General features: G+C 67.9%; 12 protein-coding genes. 5 read left to right on the top strand and 7 right to left on the bottom strand.

Annotated features, from left to right (window positions below; genetic code table 11):
- Positions 1-32: 32 nt before the first annotated feature.
- On the bottom strand, positions 33-509 hold the full coding sequence (gene andAd / locus RZR99_RS22710; RefSeq protein ID WP_323122024.1) for an anthranilate 1,2-dioxygenase small subunit AndAd: 477 nt from the start codon (positions 507-509) through the stop codon (positions 33-35).
- 13 nt (positions 510-522) lie between these two features.
- Positions 523-1,794 carry an anthranilate 1,2-dioxygenase large subunit AndAc gene (gene andAc, locus RZR99_RS22705; protein WP_323122023.1) on the bottom strand — a complete coding sequence of 424 codons (1,272 nt, stop codon included), beginning with the start codon at positions 1,792-1,794 and terminating at the stop codon, positions 523-525.
- A gap of 214 nt (positions 1,795-2,008) precedes the next feature.
- Between andAc and andR the strand changes: the two genes are divergently transcribed.
- A complete protein-coding gene (gene andR, locus RZR99_RS22700; RefSeq protein WP_323122022.1) occupies positions 2,009-2,965 on the top strand; it encodes an anthranilate 1,2-dioxygenase regulatory protein AndR in 957 nt (318 codons plus the stop codon).
- A gap of 203 nt (positions 2,966-3,168) precedes the next feature.
- On the opposite strand, the gene RZR99_RS22695 is transcribed toward andR, so the two are convergent.
- On the bottom strand, positions 3,169-4,053 hold the full coding sequence (locus RZR99_RS22695) for a LysR family transcriptional regulator (protein ID WP_323122021.1): 885 nt from the start codon (positions 4,051-4,053) through the stop codon (positions 3,169-3,171).
- An 89-nt stretch (positions 4,054-4,142) separates the two neighbouring features.
- Here RZR99_RS22695 and RZR99_RS22690 point away from each other — a divergent pair, with 89 nt between their 5' ends.
- From RZR99_RS22690 to RZR99_RS22675, 4 genes are read left to right on the top strand one after another with little or no spacing between them, the layout of a single operon-like run.
- Positions 4,143-5,282 carry a muconate/chloromuconate family cycloisomerase gene (locus tag RZR99_RS22690; RefSeq protein ID WP_323122020.1) on the top strand — a complete coding sequence of 380 codons (1,140 nt, stop codon included), beginning with the start codon at positions 4,143-4,145 and terminating at the stop codon, positions 5,280-5,282.
- Between the two features lie 37 nt (positions 5,283-5,319).
- Positions 5,320-6,228, top strand: coding sequence for a catechol 1,2-dioxygenase (gene catA / locus RZR99_RS22685; protein WP_323122019.1), 909 nt, complete (start codon positions 5,320-5,322; stop codon positions 6,226-6,228).
- A 43-nt stretch (positions 6,229-6,271) separates the two neighbouring features.
- Positions 6,272-6,562: a muconolactone Delta-isomerase gene (gene catC, locus RZR99_RS22680; protein WP_323122018.1), complete on the top strand. Its 291-nt coding sequence runs from the start codon at positions 6,272-6,274 to the stop codon at positions 6,560-6,562.
- Between the two features lie 10 nt (positions 6,563-6,572).
- The gene (locus tag RZR99_RS22675) at positions 6,573-7,409 is read left to right on the top strand and encodes an alpha/beta hydrolase (RefSeq protein ID WP_323122017.1); all 837 of its coding nucleotides are present in this window, start codon (positions 6,573-6,575) and stop codon (positions 7,407-7,409) included.
- Between the two features lie 85 nt (positions 7,410-7,494).
- Here RZR99_RS22675 and RZR99_RS22670 read toward each other — a convergent pair whose 3' ends face one another.
- From RZR99_RS22670 to RZR99_RS22655, 4 genes are all read right to left on the bottom strand, one after another.
- On the bottom strand, positions 7,495-10,230 hold the full coding sequence (locus tag RZR99_RS22670) for an autotransporter family protein (RefSeq protein WP_323122016.1): 2,736 nt from the start codon (positions 10,228-10,230) through the stop codon (positions 7,495-7,497).
- A 444-nt stretch (positions 10,231-10,674) separates the two neighbouring features.
- Positions 10,675-11,889 (bottom strand): hypothetical protein, encoded by a 1,215-nt coding sequence (locus RZR99_RS22665; protein WP_323122015.1) that lies wholly within the window; start codon positions 11,887-11,889, stop codon positions 10,675-10,677.
- A 25-nt stretch (positions 11,890-11,914) separates the two neighbouring features.
- Positions 11,915-13,648: a beta-glucosidase gene (locus RZR99_RS22660; RefSeq protein ID WP_323122014.1), complete on the bottom strand. Its 1,734-nt coding sequence runs from the start codon at positions 13,646-13,648 to the stop codon at positions 11,915-11,917.
- A gap of 3 nt (positions 13,649-13,651) precedes the next feature.
- The gene (locus tag RZR99_RS22655; protein WP_323122013.1) at positions 13,652-15,874 is read right to left on the bottom strand and encodes a polysaccharide biosynthesis tyrosine autokinase; all 2,223 of its coding nucleotides are present in this window, start codon (positions 15,872-15,874) and stop codon (positions 13,652-13,654) included.
- Positions 15,875-16,485: the final 611 nt, after the last annotated feature.

Below are 16,485 nucleotides of genomic sequence, written 5' to 3'. Positions count from 1 at the left end.
GGGTTCCTTGTTCGTCCTGGTTCATGTGTCGTTCAGATCGGCGTCGCCAGCAGGGTCTGCACGCGCGACGTGTCGTAGATCACGCGCTTGGTCCGGTAGCGCAGCCCGTCGAGGGTGCGCACCACCGTGTCGTAGTACTTGCCCGCCTGGTAGACGTTCGATTCGCCGTTGCTGCGGGTCTGCACGACCACGTAGTTGCTTTCCGTGTCGAACTCGCCGTCGCGCACGCCGACGATCGACAGCCCCGACGTCATGTGGCGATACGTATGCGCCTCGTAGATGTTCGCGTGGCGCAGCGACACCACTCGATCGCGCAGCATCCGCTGGTTCGTGCAGTGGACGATCCCGACCGGCAGGCCGAGATCGGCGTTCTCCTTCGGAACGATTTCATAGACGCACGCCTCGGTGAACAATTCCGGCCACTGTTCGAGCCGGTTGTTGTCGAGGTGCCCGATATAGCGGTTCTGCAGCATGTGCAGTTCGAACCACAAATAGATGTCGTCAGTCATGTCGCGCTCCGCGTCAATAGCCCATCAGCTTCTGGTAGCCGACCCAGAACTTGCGGATCAGGCTTTCGGTGATCGCCGTGTCCTGCTGGTCGGGATTGCCGCGCGACATCTCGATCACCGACGTCGCATCCTGGTCGCGCACCGTGCCCCGCTGCACCAGTTCGGTCGCCTCGGTGTCCTCCATCGAGATGTAGCCGGCCGGCCCCACGAGATTCGCCTGCTTGATGCGCAGCGCGCGCAGCTCGGGCGTGTCGTCGGCGTAGCCGAAGAAATGGAAGATCAGCTCGAAGCTGTCCGGCCCCTTCGGCAGCAGCTGCCGCGCGACCAGCGTGTTGTGGATCTGCTGGATCACGAGCTGCGGGAAGATCGGCTGGATGTGGTTCGTGGTGTCCTCCTCGTACTCGGAGACCAGCCCGAGGATCGAGTCGTCCTCGAGCGCGAAGCCTTCGTCGAACGAGCGGATGTGCTGCTGCTTGTACGCGGCGGACGTGTCGTCGTTCGTCTTGGTCACGGTGATGATGCTGTGCAGCCCGTGCGTCGCATCCGGGATCGAGCGCGCCTTCATCCCGACCCGGAAGATGTTGAAGGTCGTATGGAACAGATGCAGCATGCTCGCGTGATACGGATCCTTGACGTTCTCGAAGTAGAGCTTCCAGTTCGATTTCGAATACTGCCGCGTGCAGCCCAGATACGCGATCGGCTTGTGGAAGATCCGGTCGATCCACGGCCGCATCTGCTCGCCGAGGTACTCGGGCAGCGGCGCGACCGTCTCGCTGAAGCTCGCGAACACCAGCCCGCGATAGCTGTCGACGCGCAGCTGGCGCAGGCTGTGCTGCTTCGGATCGAAATCCGCGGGCATCCCGGTCATGCCCTTCTGACCGCGCCGGAACGGCACGCCCAGCAGGTTGCCCTGCGTGTCGAAACTCCACTGGTGGTACACGCAGGTGTGCGACGTCGCATTGCCGCGCGACTTGCGGCACACCTGCGCGCCGCGATGCGCGCATCGGTTGACCCATGCGGACAGCGCGCCGTCCTCGCCGCGCGTGACGACGACGGGCGTATCGCCGACGAAGGTGCTCTTGAAATCGCCCGGGTTCGGGATTTCCGCCTCGAGCGCCAGAAAGCTCCAGGTCGGGCCGCGATAGATCCGTTCCTGCTCGCGTTCGTACACCGCCTGCGAGCTGAACACCTTGTAAGGCACGCGCGAGCCGTCGTCGCGCGGGAACCGCACGTCGGACGCGTCGTCGCGATCCATGCGCCGCACCGGCGCCTCGATCTGTTCCATAGGATGTCTCCGGGTCGGGAGGTGGGGATCCACCTGACAGGCCCCGATTTTTGAAACGCTAATATTCCCCGTCTATCCGGAAAGTGCGGTTGCGGCGCTGCACTATCCACTTCCGGCGGCTTTCTGCGTTAGGATGCGCACATCAACATGCCGCCCGGCCGATCGGTCGCTCTCCCGATCAATGCGCCGGCGCTTCGATGCGAGGCAGCACACCATGTCCCCCGATCCATTCGACCCGCTGGCGCTGCGCGGGCACCGGTTGTTCGAATCGCGCGATCTCGACGAGACGCGCGAGCGGATCTCCCGCGTGATGCAGCCGCACGCGCTGATGCCGAACGGGCACCGGCACGGGCCGTCGCACATGGATTTCGTGCGGCTCGGCGGCCTCGGACTCGGCGCGATCGCCTTCGGCGACGCCATGCACGTGAGCGTGGACGCGGTGGACGGCTACTACCTGCTGATGTTCTGCCTGTCGGGCCATGCGCGGGTGCGGGCGATGGGCCGCACGGTCGACGTCGATCGCCGCACGGGCGTGCTGTGCGCGCCCGGCGAGCCGTTCGACGCGCAGCTGTCCGCGGATTGCGAGCAGTTCGTGCTGCGGATCGATGCGGCGGCGCTCGCGACGCTGACGGGCGATGCGACGGCGACGCTGGACCCCGTGATCGGCGTCGACAGCGCGGCGCTGTCCTCGTGGATGCAGCAGCTGATGCTGGTCGCCCGTTCGCCCGCGCTGCTGGACAGCGCGAACGCGAACCCGCGCGTCGCGTCGCGGCTCGAACACCTGCTGCTGGACCTGCTGATCGACGGGCATCCGCCCGTGTCGGCGTCGGCCCGGCGCCACGATCCCGCCCCGGGCTTCGTGCGGCGCGCGCAGGATTACATCGATACCCATTTCGGCCAGCCGCTGCAGCTCGCGGACATCGCGCAGGCGGCGGGCGCGCCCGAGCGGACGCTGCGCGACGGCTTCCTGCAGTTTCGCGGCGTCAGCCCGATGCAGTACCTGCGGCAGATCCGGCTGGAGCACGCCCGCGACCTGCTGCGCGCGGCGGCGCCGGAGCGGCGGATCGCCGACATCGCGCTCGATTGCGGCTTCACGCACCTGGGGCGCTTCGCGATCGCGTACCGGGAGCGGTTCGGCGAACTGCCGTCGGCGACGATCGACGGAAGATAAAAAGCCCGCGGACGCGGGCTCGGCATAAGGTTCGGCCTCCCGCCTTCAACGCGCGATGCATTGCCGGGACGCGCGTGCACGGGTTCTTCTTCAGGGTACATGGCCTGCCGGCGCGTATCCGTATCCATCCCCACCACCCCGTCCGCATCCGTCAAGAAAATGAAAGGACGCCAACCGGCCCGCCCATGCGCCGCCCCGCCCCCTCACCCCGCGAACAACGCCCGCGCCACCTCGCAGAACAGCGCCGTCGCGGCGCGCTCGTCGTGCAGCCGGCGGCTCATGATGATCGGGGACGTCGCGACGGGCTCCGGCAGCGCCCGGTACACCACGCCCCTGACCCGCACCCCGTCGACGCTCTCCGGCACCAGCGACACGCCCACCTGCGCGGCGACCAGCCCCAACGCGGTTTGCAGCTCGCGCACCTCGTGCACGGCGGCCGGCGCGAAACCGCCGTCGCGCAGCGCCGACAATTGCTGGTCCGCGAAGCTCGGCCGCGGCGTGCTCGGATAGACGATCAGGGTTTCCCGCGCGAGATCGGCGAGCGCCAGCGGCCGGCCCGGGTCGGCGAGCGGATGCCCGGCCGGCAGCGCCGCGATCAGCTTCTCCTCGATCAGCGCCTCGCGCACCAGCTGCTCGTCGTCGAAACGCAGACGGCCGAAGCCGACGTCGATGCGGCCGCCCTTCAGCGCGCCCAACTGCTCGAGCGTGAACATTTCGATCAGCGCCAGTTCGATCGACGGCGCGCGCTCGCGGAACGCGCGGATCACGTCCGGCAGCGCGCCGTACAGCGCCGACGGCACGAAGCCGATCACGATCCGCTCCGAGAGCTGCGCGAGCCGGCGCGTGAGCGGCGCCAGCTCGTCGGCCTGATCGACCAGCCGCTTCGCCTGCGCATAGAACACCCGCCCCGCCTCGGTCAGCTTCAGCGGCCGCGCGGCGCGCTCGAACAGCGGCAGGCCGATCTCCTCCTCGATCAGCTGAAGCTGGCGGCTCAGCGGCGGCTGCGTCATGTGCAGACGCTCCGCCGCCCGCGTGATGTTCATTTCCTCGGCAACCGCGATGAAGTACCGAAGCTGGCGCAGTTCCATGCATACCTCGAAAGTATGGAAGTAGTCGGAAAGGGTGTTGGACGCTGCCGGGCGTTTGTTCCTACCATGTGTCCGGACTGGAGGAACGCATGATAGCAACCGCTGCAACAATCGAAAGCGTCGAGACGCTGCTCGTCGACGTACCGACCATCCGGCCGCACCGGCTCTCGGTCGCGACGATGAACTGCCAGACCCTGGTGCTGGTCCGGCTGCGCTGCAGCGACGGCGTCGAAGGCGTCGGCGAAGGTACGACCATCGGCGGCCTGGCTTACGGCGAAGAAAGCCCGGAAAGCATCAAGGTCAACATCGACACCTATTTCGCGCCGCTGCTGAAAGGCGTGGACGCCACCCGCCCGGGCGCCGCGATGGCGCGGCTGCGCAAGCATCTGCAAGGCAACCGCTTCGCGAAATGCGCGCTCGAGACCGCGCTGTTCGACGCGCAGGCGCGCCGTCTCGGCGTGCCGCTGTCCGAGCTGTTCGGCGGCCGCGTGACCGACGCCGTCGAGGTGGCGTGGACGCTCGCGAGCGGCGATACGCAGCGCGACATCGCCGAAGCGCAGGCGATGCTCGAAGCGCGTCGCCATCGCGCGTTCAAGCTCAAGATCGGCGCGCGGCCGGTGGCCGACGACGTCGCGCACGTGATCGCGATCAAGCACGCGCTCGGCGCGCTCGGCGACGTGCGGATCGACGTCAATCAGGCCTGGACCGAAACCGACGCGCTCTGGGCCGCGCCGCGCCTCGCAGAAGCGGGCGTGAGCCTGATCGAGCAGCCGGTCGCCGCCGCGAATCGCGACGGTCTCGCGCGCCTCGCCGCGCGCGCCGACCTGCCGGTGATGGCCGACGAGGCGCTGCACGGCGCGGGCGACGCATTCCAGCTCGCGCGGATGCGCGCCGCCGACGTCTTCGCCGTCAAGATCGCGCAATCGGGCGGGCTGCTCGGCGCGGCGGCCGTCGCGTCGATCGCGACGGCCGCGCACATCGACCTGTACGGCGGCACGATGCTGGAGGGCGCCGTCGGCACGATGGCGTCCGCTCAATTGTTCAGTACGTTCGGCACGCTCAAATGGGGTACCGAATTGTTCGGACCGCTGCTGCTGACCGAGGAAATCCTGGTCGAGCCGCTGCACTACCGCGATTTCGCGCTTCACCTGCCCGCCACGCCCGGCCTCGGCATCGAACCGGACTGGCCGCGCATCGAGCGCATGCGGCGCGGCGCCGCCCCGCGCTGATCCGCAGTCCGCCCCGCCCCCACAACAGGAGACACACATGAACCCGGCAACCATCGACGCACTGCTGAAGTCCATCGACGACAGCGCGACCCACCCCGGCAACGCCCGCACGAAAGCCGTCGTCAACCGCATCGTCCGCGACCTCTTCCACACGATCGAGGATCTCGACGTGCAGCCCGACGAATTCTGGACCGCGCTCAACTATCTCGGCGAAGCAGGCAAGAGCGGCGAGCTGGGGCTGCTGGCCGCCGGGCTCGGCTTCGAGCACTTCCTGGACCTGCGGCTCGACGAAGCCGAGGCGAAAGCAGGCATCGCGGGCGGCACGCCCCGCACGATCGAAGGGCCGCTGTACGTCGCGGGCGCGCCGGAATCGGTCGCACATGCACGGCTCGACGACGGCACCGATCCGGGCCAGACGCTCGTGATGCGCGGCCAGGTGCTGAGCGAAGCGGGCACGCCGATCGCGAACGCGCTCGTCGAAGTCTGGCACGCGAACCATCTCGGCAACTACTCGTACTTCGATCCGTCGCAGCCCGCGTTCAACCTGCGCCGCTCGATCCGCACCGATGCCGAGGGACGCTACAGCTTCCGCAGCGTCGTGCCGGTCGGCTACAGCGTGCCGCCCGGCGGCAAGACCCAGCAGCTGCTCGATCAACTGGGCCGCCACGGCCACCGTCCCGCGCATATCCATTTCTTCATCTCCGCGCCCGGCCACCGCAAGCTGACCACGCAGATCAACATCGACGGCGATCCGTATCTGTGGGACGACTTCGCGTTCGCGACGCGCGACGGCCTCGTGCCCGAGATCCGGCAGGCGGAGGGCGCGGCGGGCAAACCCTACGGCGTCGACGGCCAGTTCGCGCTGATCGATTTCGACTTCACGCTGTTCAAGGCGCGCGACCATGCGCCCGATACGGAAGTCGAGCGCGTGCGCGCGCAGGCATGAGCGCCATGAGCGCCGCAACCCGAACCCCCATCAGGAGCCAGGCATGCTGTTTCATGTGGAAATGACCGTCAATCTGCCTGCCGACATGGACGGCGTGAAGGCGGCCAGTCTCAAGGCGGAAGAGAAGGCGATGTCGCAGCGCCTGCAGCAGGACGGCACGTGGCGGCATCTGTGGCGCATCGCGGGACGCTATGCGAACGTCAGCATCTTCGACGTCGACAGCCCCGCGCAGCTGCACGACGTACTCAGCCAGCTACCGCTGTTTCCGTACATGCAGGTCGAGGTTCGCGCACTGTGCCGGCATCCGTCGTCGATCCACGACGACGACCGCTGAGCACGCGCGCATGACCGCCCTCTACCGCGGCATGGACCGCGCCGCGCTCGACGCGGCCTACAACAACGTCGCCGCCGATCCCGATTTCGCGAGCACGCTGGCCCGCTTCCGGGCGCGCAGCGCGGCGCTTTACGCCGCGCATCCGGTCGAGCGCGACCTTGCGTACGGCGCGTCCCCGCGCGAGCGCTTCGACTGGCTGCCGTGCGGGCTCGCGGCCGCGCCGACCTTCGTGTTCCTCCACGGCGGGTATTGGCAGCATTGCGACAAGGAGGATTTCGCGTTCGTCGCGAGCGGCCCGCTCGCACGCGGCTTCAATGTCGTGCTGGCCGAATACACGCTCGCGCCGCACGCGACGATGACGCGGATCGTCGCGGAGATCGGCCGCCTGCTCGACCACCTGGCCGCCGATCCCGCCCGACTCGGCACGGCCGCCCGCCCGCTGTGCCTGTCCGGACATTCCGCCGGCGGCCATCTGAGCGCGCTGCATCGCGCGCATCCGGCTGTCGCCTGGGCGCTGCCGATCAGCGCGCTGGTGGATCTGGAACCGATCTCGCTGTCGTGGCTCGACGACACGCTCGGGTTGAGCGCCGACGAAATCGCGCGCTATAGTCCGATCCGCGCGATCGGCCCGGGCGCGCCGACGACCGTGGCGGTCGGCGCGGCCGAGCTGCCGGAACTCGTCCGGCAATCGGCGGACTACGCGACGGCCTGCGCCGACGCGGGCGAACCCGCGCACTATCTGCCGGTCGCGGGCCTCACCCATTTCTCGGTACTCGACGATCTCGCCGATCCGGCCGGCGCGCTGATGTCCGCGCTGGCGCGCATGGTATCCGTGCCCCTGCGCTGAACGCGGGGCCGCGTCCCGGACCGCCAACGCAAAACGCCGCTCGATCGAGCGGCGTTTTGCATGGTGCGCGAGAGGAACCGCCGCGTCAGAAGCTCACGCGCACGCCCGCGTTGCCGCCCACCATCCGCTGGTGCGCGCCGCTCAGGTTGAACCAGTAGCCGGCCGACGCATAGACGCTGACGAGCTTGTTCACCCGCGTCGATACGCCGACGCCGACATGGCCCAGCGTGGCGTTCTGATCGCTCGACACCGACGCGCTGTTGCCGAACGACACGGTGTCGGAGCCGCCGAAGTAATGCAGCACGTTCACGCGCGCATACGGCTCCCACACCTGTCCGGCCGCCGTGAACGTGCCGTACAGCCGCGCGCCCACCCGGCCGATCACCGAGTTCGCATTGCCGAACGATACGCTGGACGTACCGTCGTTCAGATCGTTGATGTTGGTGTGCTGGAAGATCAACTGGATCTGCGGCTCGAACATCAGGCTCGGCGAGAACGGCACCGGCGCGCCGGCTTCGACGGATGCCGTCAGCGACGTGCCGTGCGTGGTCGCGCCGACGTTGTTGTTCGACTTCGGATCGATCGTCATCGTGCTGCCCATCAGCACCGTATCCGTGTACCAGCCGCTCGGGCCGATGTGGCTCCAGTAGCCGCCCGCGCTGTACGAATTGATCGACAGATTGCCGACCGGCAGGCCCTGCTGGCCGAGCGCGAAGCCGCTGACGTCACCCGACGCACGCGTGAAGCCGAGGAAGAAGCCGTAGTGATTGCGATGGCCGCTTTCGGTGCGGTCCGCATATAGATCCTGGCCGACCTGGCCGCCGATGATCGAGCCGTCGAACGACTGGTTCACCGTGCCTTCGCTGCCGAGCACCGCATGGTTGCCCCACACGCGCCCCCAGGCCGCCGGCACGGGGCCGGTCTCGGACAGCAGCGTCTGCGAGCCGAGCCGGTCGTGGAACGTGCCGATCTGCTGCACGCCCATCTCGCGGGCCAGCGCCGCCACTTCCGCGTAGATCGGCACTTCGATCCGGTAGGTGGGTACGGGCGGATCGGGCACGATATCCGGCTTCACCGGGCCGATCAGCTGCGAACGCAGATACCAGCTGTCCGGATCGTTGCCGTTCAGGCCGCCGCGGTACAGCGTGTACGTATAGGCGCCCGCGTCGACCGACGCACCCTGCTTGAAGGCGCCCACGGCCGTCGTCGCGCCGTTGGCGGCCTGCACGACCTGGATCCCGTTGCCGCTCGTCAGCGCGCCGCCGCCGCCGACGTTCGTCACCTTGAGGTTGGTGGTGCCGCTCGCGGTGCCGCCGTTCAGCACGACCTTGTCGGTCGGCGAATTGTCGCCGCCGAGCTGCGAATTGATCGCGATCGTGCCGTTGCTGCCGAGATAGTTGCCCGTCACCGTCAGCGTATTGCCGATGCGCGCGCCGCCGAGATTCACGACGCCGGCATTGGTCAGGTTGCCGTTGACCGAGAAATTGCCGGTCGGGCCTGTCGCCAGTTGCGCGAGCGCGTTCGCGACGCCGATCGTGCCGTTGTTCGTCACGTTGCCGGTCACGCTGCCGTAGCCGCCGAGCGTGCCGCCCGCATTGACCGTCACCGGGCCGCCGCCCGACAGCGAGGCGCCCGCATGCGTCGCGTCGCCGACGATCAGCGTGCCCGCGTTGACGGTCGTGCCGCCGCTGTACGGCTGCGTGCCGTTGAAGGTCAGCGCGCCCGCGCCGTCCTTCAGCAGCGCGCCGGTGCCGGTGATCAGCCCGGCATAGGCCGCGTCGGTCGGCTGCGTGACCTGCACGAGGCCGTTGTCGGTGATCGCGTTCGGCAGGCTCTGCGCGTTGGCCTGCAGCGTACCGGGCTGGTCGACGATCATCTTCCCGGTATAGCCGGAGTTGTCGCCGTTCAGCACGAGCACGCCCTGCTGCACTTCCGTGAGCGTCGGGCCGGTGAGCGGCCCCGTCAGCGTCCACGTGCCGCTGTCCTGCTTGTACAACGTCTGGAAATTCGTGAAGGTGGCGGTCATCGAATCGGCGCCGGTGCCGTTCAGCGTCACGAGGTTGTTGCCGCCGCCGCCGTCGATGACGCCGGTGACGCTCGACCCGGTGTAGATGTGCAGCGCATCGTCGCCGCCCATGAACACGAGGTTGCCGATCACCTTGCCGCGATTCGTGAAGTCGATCGGGTCGGGGCCGCCGCCGATCACGCTGCCCTGCACGCTGGAGCCGTCGGCCAGCGGAATCGTGTCGGGGGCGATGATCACGCCGGTCGCGTTGTTGACGACCGTGTTCGGGCCCGTCGTGATCTGGCCGTTGTCGAGCACGTTGTCGAACCAGATCGCCGTCGAATTCGTCGCGCGGATCGTGCCGTTGTTGATGATCGTGTTGTTCGCGCCCAGCGTGTTGATGGGCTCGCCGCGCCACGGTTCGCTGGTGGTCGCCGAGCCGACCGAATACACCGTCGCGCCCTGTCCGATGGTCAGCGTGTTGCCGCTGAGCATCTCGATCGTATTCGCGCCCTTGTTGTAGTTGCCGGGATTGGTCGACGGCGTGTTCTGCACCAGCGAGCCCGCGCCGAGCGAGATCGTGGAGTTCTGGCCGATCGAGATCGCGGGCGCATTGCCCGTCACCAACTGGGCATTCGGATCGAGCGTGATCGTCGAACCGGACGGCGTCGTCGGACCCGTGCCGATCGTCGACGTCCACGGCGACGGATTGGTCGTATCGCACACCGTGCTCACGCCGGTCGTCGTGCAGTTTGCATAAACCGATGCCGGCAGGAACGCGAGCACGGCCGATGCGGCGGTGACGGCGCGCGTCATCGCATGTGCGCCGTCATCCGAGCGCTTACGAGCGGCGAGGGGAATCGAACGCAGAGTGAGGTTGAACCACGAAGGCAGCGGGGCGACGCGCGCCGCAGCTGTCTTCGAGTGCCGTTTAAAACGGTCTCCGAGGGATCGCAGCATTTTTGTCTAATGTCAGAAGTGGAAAATTCGTCATCAGATCCGCGGCCAACGAGCAGTTCAAACTTCAAATACTTAGGTATTCTTAATTAACTGCGTTCTGATGCTGATTACCAAACTACTGACCCCGCCCGCATGGGTCAAGAAGATGCATGCGCAGTGAAGGGATTGTGTAGGCTGAGGCACATTGAAGCGCCGGTTTTCCGCAATTCCGCCACTGCGTAACCGCCGCGATTGCAATCCCGTCGCGATACCGATTGTCAAATCGCCGCACGCTGCACCGCGTCACGCAGGTTGTCGGCTTCATGGCTGTCGAGGCGGCTTGGCCGCCGCATAACGGCTCGATCGCATGGGCGTCACCTGCCACGGATCGATCGTCTCCTCCGCATGCTGCGCGCGCGACCGGGCCACCCGATCCCGGCTGTAGGCGAAGAAGCGCGGCCAGTAAGCGATCAGATAGGCGAGCGGGATGAACGACGTGACCGACGTGAGCGAAAGCGTCGACGTCAGCAGCAGCAGGATCAGCATGCTGAAGCCGTCGCCCACCGTGAAGGCCAGCACGCCGAGCACGATCAGCGCGGGGAACAGTCCCATCTCCGTCACGTTGTCGGCCAGTCCGGCGAAACCCGCGAGGTCGATGTCGGCACGCACGAGCCGGATGTACGGCAGGTTGCCGTAGCGCCGCACGACTTCATGCTGGTCGATGCCCTTCACGAGATCGTCGATCCGCGCATCGAACAGGAACGCGTAGCCGCTGAAGCGATGCCCGAACGTATCCGACTCGAAGAAATTGTGCGCGGCCAGGTACAGCGAGAATCCGCACATCGCCGCGCTGAACAGCACCAGCACGACGAGCGGATGCACGCGCCGCAGCTGATGTCTGAACGGGTACAGCAGCGCGATGATCCCGAGCGCCGCGGTGGATTTCGAGAAGCTGATGAAGAAACCGACCAGATAGATCGCCAGCATTTTCCTGGTCGGCTTCTCCGTGTACAGGTAGACGATGAACGACGCCACCAGCAGCGACGAGAAGAAGCCCGCCTCGCGCGACAGCCCCGATACCCGCGAGAAATAGAACACCTCGAAGAAATTCGTATACGTGAGCGTCGCATAGGGGCCCCACACCATCTCCGAGATCGCCGTCGGCCCCAGCTGGTAGGACAGCGGCCGGTCCACGTAATAGGTCACGAACTGCAGCACCGCGAACGCGATGTTGAACACGACCCAGTGCTGCAGATACGCGATGCGCCGCTCGTAGGTGTACATCAGGTAGCCGATGCTGATCGCGATCGACACGATCCGCATCGCCATCGACGGCGAACCGATCGCGCCCGCCGCCACCGCGAGCAGCAGCGGCGCGCTCCACTTGCGCGCGGTTCCCGCGAGAAAGCGCGAGAAGTCCGGATCGAGAAACGGCACGAAGAGATACAGATAGATCGTGAAGCCGCCCACCTGCGGGTTCAGCACCACGCATGTGAACAGCATGTAGAACAGCACCGAGATGAATCTGGCGTACATGAAAGCCCTTTGTCGTCCGCCGCCGCTACGGCGCGGTCCGGCCGTCCACGGCCGGGATCAGGTATTGCGGCATCGGTCCGAGCGCCCACGCCAGCCCGCCGTCGGGCACGACGAGCGCGCGCGTGACGCCCTGCCAGTCGCGCAGCCAGTACTTGCCCGGCGGCACGGCGATGCGCGTCGCCGGCGCCGTCGCGCCGGTCCGCCAGCCCGCGATCACCGCGTCGCCACCGGTGCCGTACTGATAGACGCGCACGCCGCCGGCGTCGGCCAGCGAGCGGTTCCAGGCCCGCGCGCCGAGCGTGCGCGCCAGCACGGAAGCCGCGACGTACGCCGGCTTCGGCGCGAGATCCGCGCTCAACAGGCCGAAGTTCTTCTCGCCGTCCGCCGGGTCCGTGCCGTCGTCGACGAAGTCGTACCAGAACATCGCCGCGACGGCCGGATAGCGCCGGGACAGCAGATAGCTGCGCAACAGGTATGCGGCCTGCGTCGCATCGGTCATCCGGGTCGACTTCGCGCTCGACGGCCAACCGATTTCCGTCACCCACACGCTGGGCCGCGCCGCCCTGCCGGCCGATTCGCGCGCGACCATGTCGCGCAGGTGCGGCCAGACGGTCGGAATGTTGACGGCGGAGATCGGCGCGCTCGGCGTGGTCGGATAACCGGCGTCGGGATCGAACGGCGTCATGTACGGATGGATGCTGACGCCGTCGAACACGCCGCGCGGCACGCGCTTCAGCAGCGATGCGACGCAATCCCCGCCGGGGCCGCCGCCCGCGCCGCCGCCGCTGCACGCCAGCACCTGCGCGGCGGGATCCTGCCGCTTGAGCGCCGCCGACACGCTCGTCAGCAGCGCCGCGTAATCGTCGATGCTGACGGGGCCGATCGACGGCTCGTTCCATACCTCCCAATGCCCGACCGTCTTCGCATAGCGCTGCGCCACCTTCGCCGCATAGCGCGCGAACAGCGCGCGCTCCTCGACGGTGCGCGGAAATCCCTGCGCCCCCGTGAACAGCCCCGGATAGGCCACCGCATTGCCGTAGTCGAGGACGATCAACGGCTTGAGGCCGATGCGCGCGGCCGTGCCCACATAGCGATCGTAGTCGCCGGGAAACACGAATTGGCCGGGCTCGCGCTCGACGTTGTCCCAATAGATTTCATCGCGGAACCAGCGGAAACCCGCGCGCCGGATCAGCGGCATCACGATCTCCGGATCGCCGCGATGCTGCCCGAAATGCGTCGCGACGCCCGCATCCGGCAGGCCGGCGTCCAGGTCCGCGACCGGCGCCGCCGCCGCGACGCCGAAGCGGCGCTCGGCCACCGTGACGCCCGCGCGGATCAGACGCGCGTCGGCGGCGAACCAGCCCGGGTGCGGCAGTTCGACCTCGATCCGCAGCGCCGGTTGAGCCTTCGCGCGATAGGTCGCGACCGGGGTGCCGCCCGGGGTGCCGTCGCGATCACGGTCGCGCAATTCGACCGTCACGGTCGCGTCGCCCGAGTCCGGCGGCAAGGCTGTCGTGAAGCTCAGCGTCAACGGCCCCGCCCGATCGACGATCAGCGAGCCGGGCGCATTGGCCAGCGCGAGCGGCACGGCGTCCGCCGCCATCGCCCACGCGCTGCCCGCCGCCAGCGCCACGGCCGTCAGCCATGCGCGGACCAGCCGGATACGCCGGGCGTGGATCGCGCGCGTCCGGCCGTGCGGCGAGCTTGACGCCGATGCGCTTGCGCGCCCGCGCGAACGGCTAGTTGAACCGGTGTCCACGTGTCACGCGTAGCGCTCGCTGCGCCGGCGCGGAATCGCATTCAGGATCACGCCGACCACGCACGCGCCCGTCCGTTCGAGCTGCTGCGCGGCCTCCGCGATCTCGTGCGCGCTCTGCGCATTCGGCCGCACCACCAGCACCGACGACCCGGCGATCGCGCCGATCAGGTGCGCGTCGCTGGCCGCCAGCACGGGCGGCGTATCGACGACGATGATGTCGTAGCGCTTCGCCAGTTCGGCCAGCCGTTCGCGCAACACCGGCGTCGACAGCAGCGCCGACGGATTCGCCGGATAACGCCCCGCCGCCATCACCGACAGCCGCTCGATCCCGACGCTGCGGATCGCGTCGCGCACGTCGAGTTCGCCCGTCAGCACTTCCGCGAGACCCGGCCGCAGCGGCTGGCCGAACAGCGCGGCGAGGCGGCCGCGCCGCAGATCGCCGTCGATCAGCAGCACGCGCTGGCCGGCCTGCGCGCTCAGCGCCGCGAGATTCGCCGCGACGAAGGTCTTGCCGGTCTCCGCGGTCGCGCCCATCACCGCGAGGATGTTGTTGCTGGTCTGCGCCATCCGGAACTGCAGCGACGCGCGCACCCGGTGCAATTCCTCGATCGACAGATCGCCGGTGCCGTCGGCCGCCAGCAGGAAATGCTGCCCGGCCTGACGCGGCCCGACCACTTCCCAGTCGCTCGCCCGCTCCGGCTCGATCAGCCGGACCAGCTGCATCCGGTCGAGCTGCGCCTGCCGCTCGCTGTACAGCACGTTGCCGAGCACCGGCGCATTGAGCTGACGCTCGACGACGCGCGGATTGTCGAAGGCCGGCTGCAGCTGCGCGCGGAAGAACAGGAACAGCACCGCCGCGACGAAGCCGCCGACGGCGCCCGCGCCGATGATCAGCAGGCGGTTCGGCTTGAACGGCGACGCCGGCAGCACCGCCGTGTCGATCAGATGCACGTTGCCGAGCGTGCCCGACTGCGTGACCATCAGTTCGTTGGCCTTGTTGACCATCGCGACGTAGATGTCTTCCGCGACCTTCACGCTGCGCGTCAAATCGGATGCGCGTCGCGCCGCGTTCGGCAGCTGCTTGAAATGCGAATCGAAATCGCCCTTCTGTTTCTGCAGCAGTCCGATCTGGCGGTCGAGCACCTGCATTTCGGGCGCCTTGTCGGTGAAGCGCGACGCCATCGCCGCGCGCTGCACCTGCAGCGCGGTGATCTGGCGATCGAGATCGAGGCTCGCCTGCAGATACGACGACGCCTCGGTGGTCGCCGTCATCGAGTTCGACGACGCGCGGTACTGGCTGAGGTTGGCTTCCGCCTGGGTCAGGTTGTCGCGCAAGGTCGGCAGTTCGCTCTCGATGAACGCGCGCGTCTTGCTCGCCTCCTCCTGGCGCTGCGCGACGTGGGCGGCCAGATACGAATTCACGACGCTGTTCGTCACGGCCTGCGCGAGCACCGGATCGGCGTTTTCGTAGCGGACGCCGACGACGCCGGTGTCCTTGCCCGATTCGCTGATCTTGAGATTGCGCATGAAGCGCTTCATCGCGCGCTCCTCGCTGTAGCGGGTGACCGTGAAGCTGTTGCCGGGCCGCGCGGCGAGCTGCTCCACCGTCAGCGACACGCCGCCGCCGGACGCGGGCCGGCCGGCTTCGCCTTCCAGCAGCACGCGGCCATGTTCGTCGCTCAGGCGATAGCGTCCGTCGTCCAGCACCTTCAACGCGAGCGGCCGGTCGACCAGCGCGGCCGGCACGCTCAGGCCGGCGATCGCCAGCGTCTCGCCGCCCCACGCGAACGACGACAGCCCCGGCACCCACAGCGGATCGCCCCGGGTCGCGAATTTCTCGGTCAGCGCGCCGAGCAGCGGAAAGCGGCGCGGCTCGACCAATTGATCGAGTCCGTACTGCGCGAGCACCGGCGCCAGCACGAGACGGCTCTGCATGATCTGGATCTCGGCATCGGTCGGCAGCGTCGACGGCACCGGCCCCGGCGCGCCCGGCGCCGTCGCGACGAGCGGATTCGGATTCGGGAAATCGACCTTCACCGTCGCATCCGCCGAATACATCGGCGTCGCCACCAGCGCATACACCACGCACAGCACGGTCGCGACCGCCACGCAGACGCCCACGAACCCGATGTGGTCGATCACCAGGCGAATCAGATCCGACGCGGAAAACGCGTCCTGATTGTCCCGTAACCGAATCGGGCGCTTGTCGGAAACTTCGCTATTCATGTGCTGCCTGTCCTTACTCGTGTCGCCCGAGGCGTTGGGCGAGCGGTGGGCACGGCCGAGAGGCCGCGCGCGGGAAATCCGGCCGGCGCGCAATGCGCCGGCAAACGCACGTATCGCGCCGACTGGATCGGGCGCGGCACGCGGTCGAAGCGCCGGGAGAGAAACGGCCCGCCGGCGGCGGGTCAGGCCGGCCGCACCGGGCCTATTGGAAGAACGGCGCTGCAAGCAATCGCTGTTTTCGACGAACAGCATGCATTCAAGTACGCCGTCCGTCTGTTAGTTGGCGCACAGTAATTGCGAGTGACGAATTGGCCCGTTTAGCGCGAATTACTTCCCGGCGGAAGGGTTATCGCCCGGCTCGCGCGCGACACGCAAGGCCGGCGCGGGTGGGCGGGGCGGTCCGGCGGCGGCGGACGCCGGCCTGCGGGCAGATCGAACGTTGGTTAAAGATTGCCAAATCCGGGCGTGGCCGGTTTTGTCATGCCGTGGGCGGCGCGTCGGCATTCCCGGCGGCGTCGCACCTGGCTGTGCGGCGGCGCCCGGAATCGAAGGGGTTCGAGGAAACGGCAGGAGGAACGTGCGGCAAAGGAAGTCGGCGGACGTTCGGCGCG

The organism is Burkholderia alba, from assembly GCF_034721475.1.
GTDB classification, from domain to species: Bacteria; Pseudomonadota; Gammaproteobacteria; order Burkholderiales; family Burkholderiaceae; genus Burkholderia; species Burkholderia alba.
The sequence above is the reverse complement of the archived record's forward strand: the minus strand, read 5'-3'. Positions and strand labels throughout refer to the sequence as shown.

Excerpts from the sequence above, each read along its gene's own strand:
- andAd (WP_323122024.1), bottom strand. The coding sequence starts at position 509 with ATGACTGACGACATCTATTTGTGGTTCGAACTGCACATGCTGCAGAAC.
- andAc (WP_323122023.1), bottom strand. The coding sequence starts at position 1,794 with ATGGAACAGATCGAGGCGCCGGTGCGGCGCATGGATCGCGACGACGCG.
- andR (WP_323122022.1), top strand. The coding sequence starts at position 2,009 with ATGTCCCCCGATCCATTCGACCCGCTGGCGCTGCGCGGGCACCGGTTG.
- RZR99_RS22695 (WP_323122021.1), bottom strand. The coding sequence starts at position 4,053 with ATGGAACTGCGCCAGCTTCGGTACTTCATCGCGGTTGCCGAGGAAATG.
- RZR99_RS22690 (WP_323122020.1), top strand. The coding sequence starts at position 4,143 with ATGATAGCAACCGCTGCAACAATCGAAAGCGTCGAGACGCTGCTCGTC.
- catA (WP_323122019.1), top strand. The coding sequence starts at position 5,320 with ATGAACCCGGCAACCATCGACGCACTGCTGAAGTCCATCGACGACAGC.
- catC (WP_323122018.1), top strand. The coding sequence starts at position 6,272 with ATGCTGTTTCATGTGGAAATGACCGTCAATCTGCCTGCCGACATGGAC.
- RZR99_RS22675 (WP_323122017.1), top strand. The coding sequence starts at position 6,573 with ATGACCGCCCTCTACCGCGGCATGGACCGCGCCGCGCTCGACGCGGCC.
- RZR99_RS22670 (WP_323122016.1), bottom strand. The coding sequence starts at position 10,230 with ATGACGCGCGCCGTCACCGCCGCATCGGCCGTGCTCGCGTTCCTGCCG.
- RZR99_RS22665 (WP_323122015.1), bottom strand. The coding sequence starts at position 11,889 with ATGTACGCCAGATTCATCTCGGTGCTGTTCTACATGCTGTTCACATGC.
- RZR99_RS22655 (WP_323122013.1), bottom strand. The coding sequence starts at position 15,874 with ATGAATAGCGAAGTTTCCGACAAGCGCCCGATTCGGTTACGGGACAAT.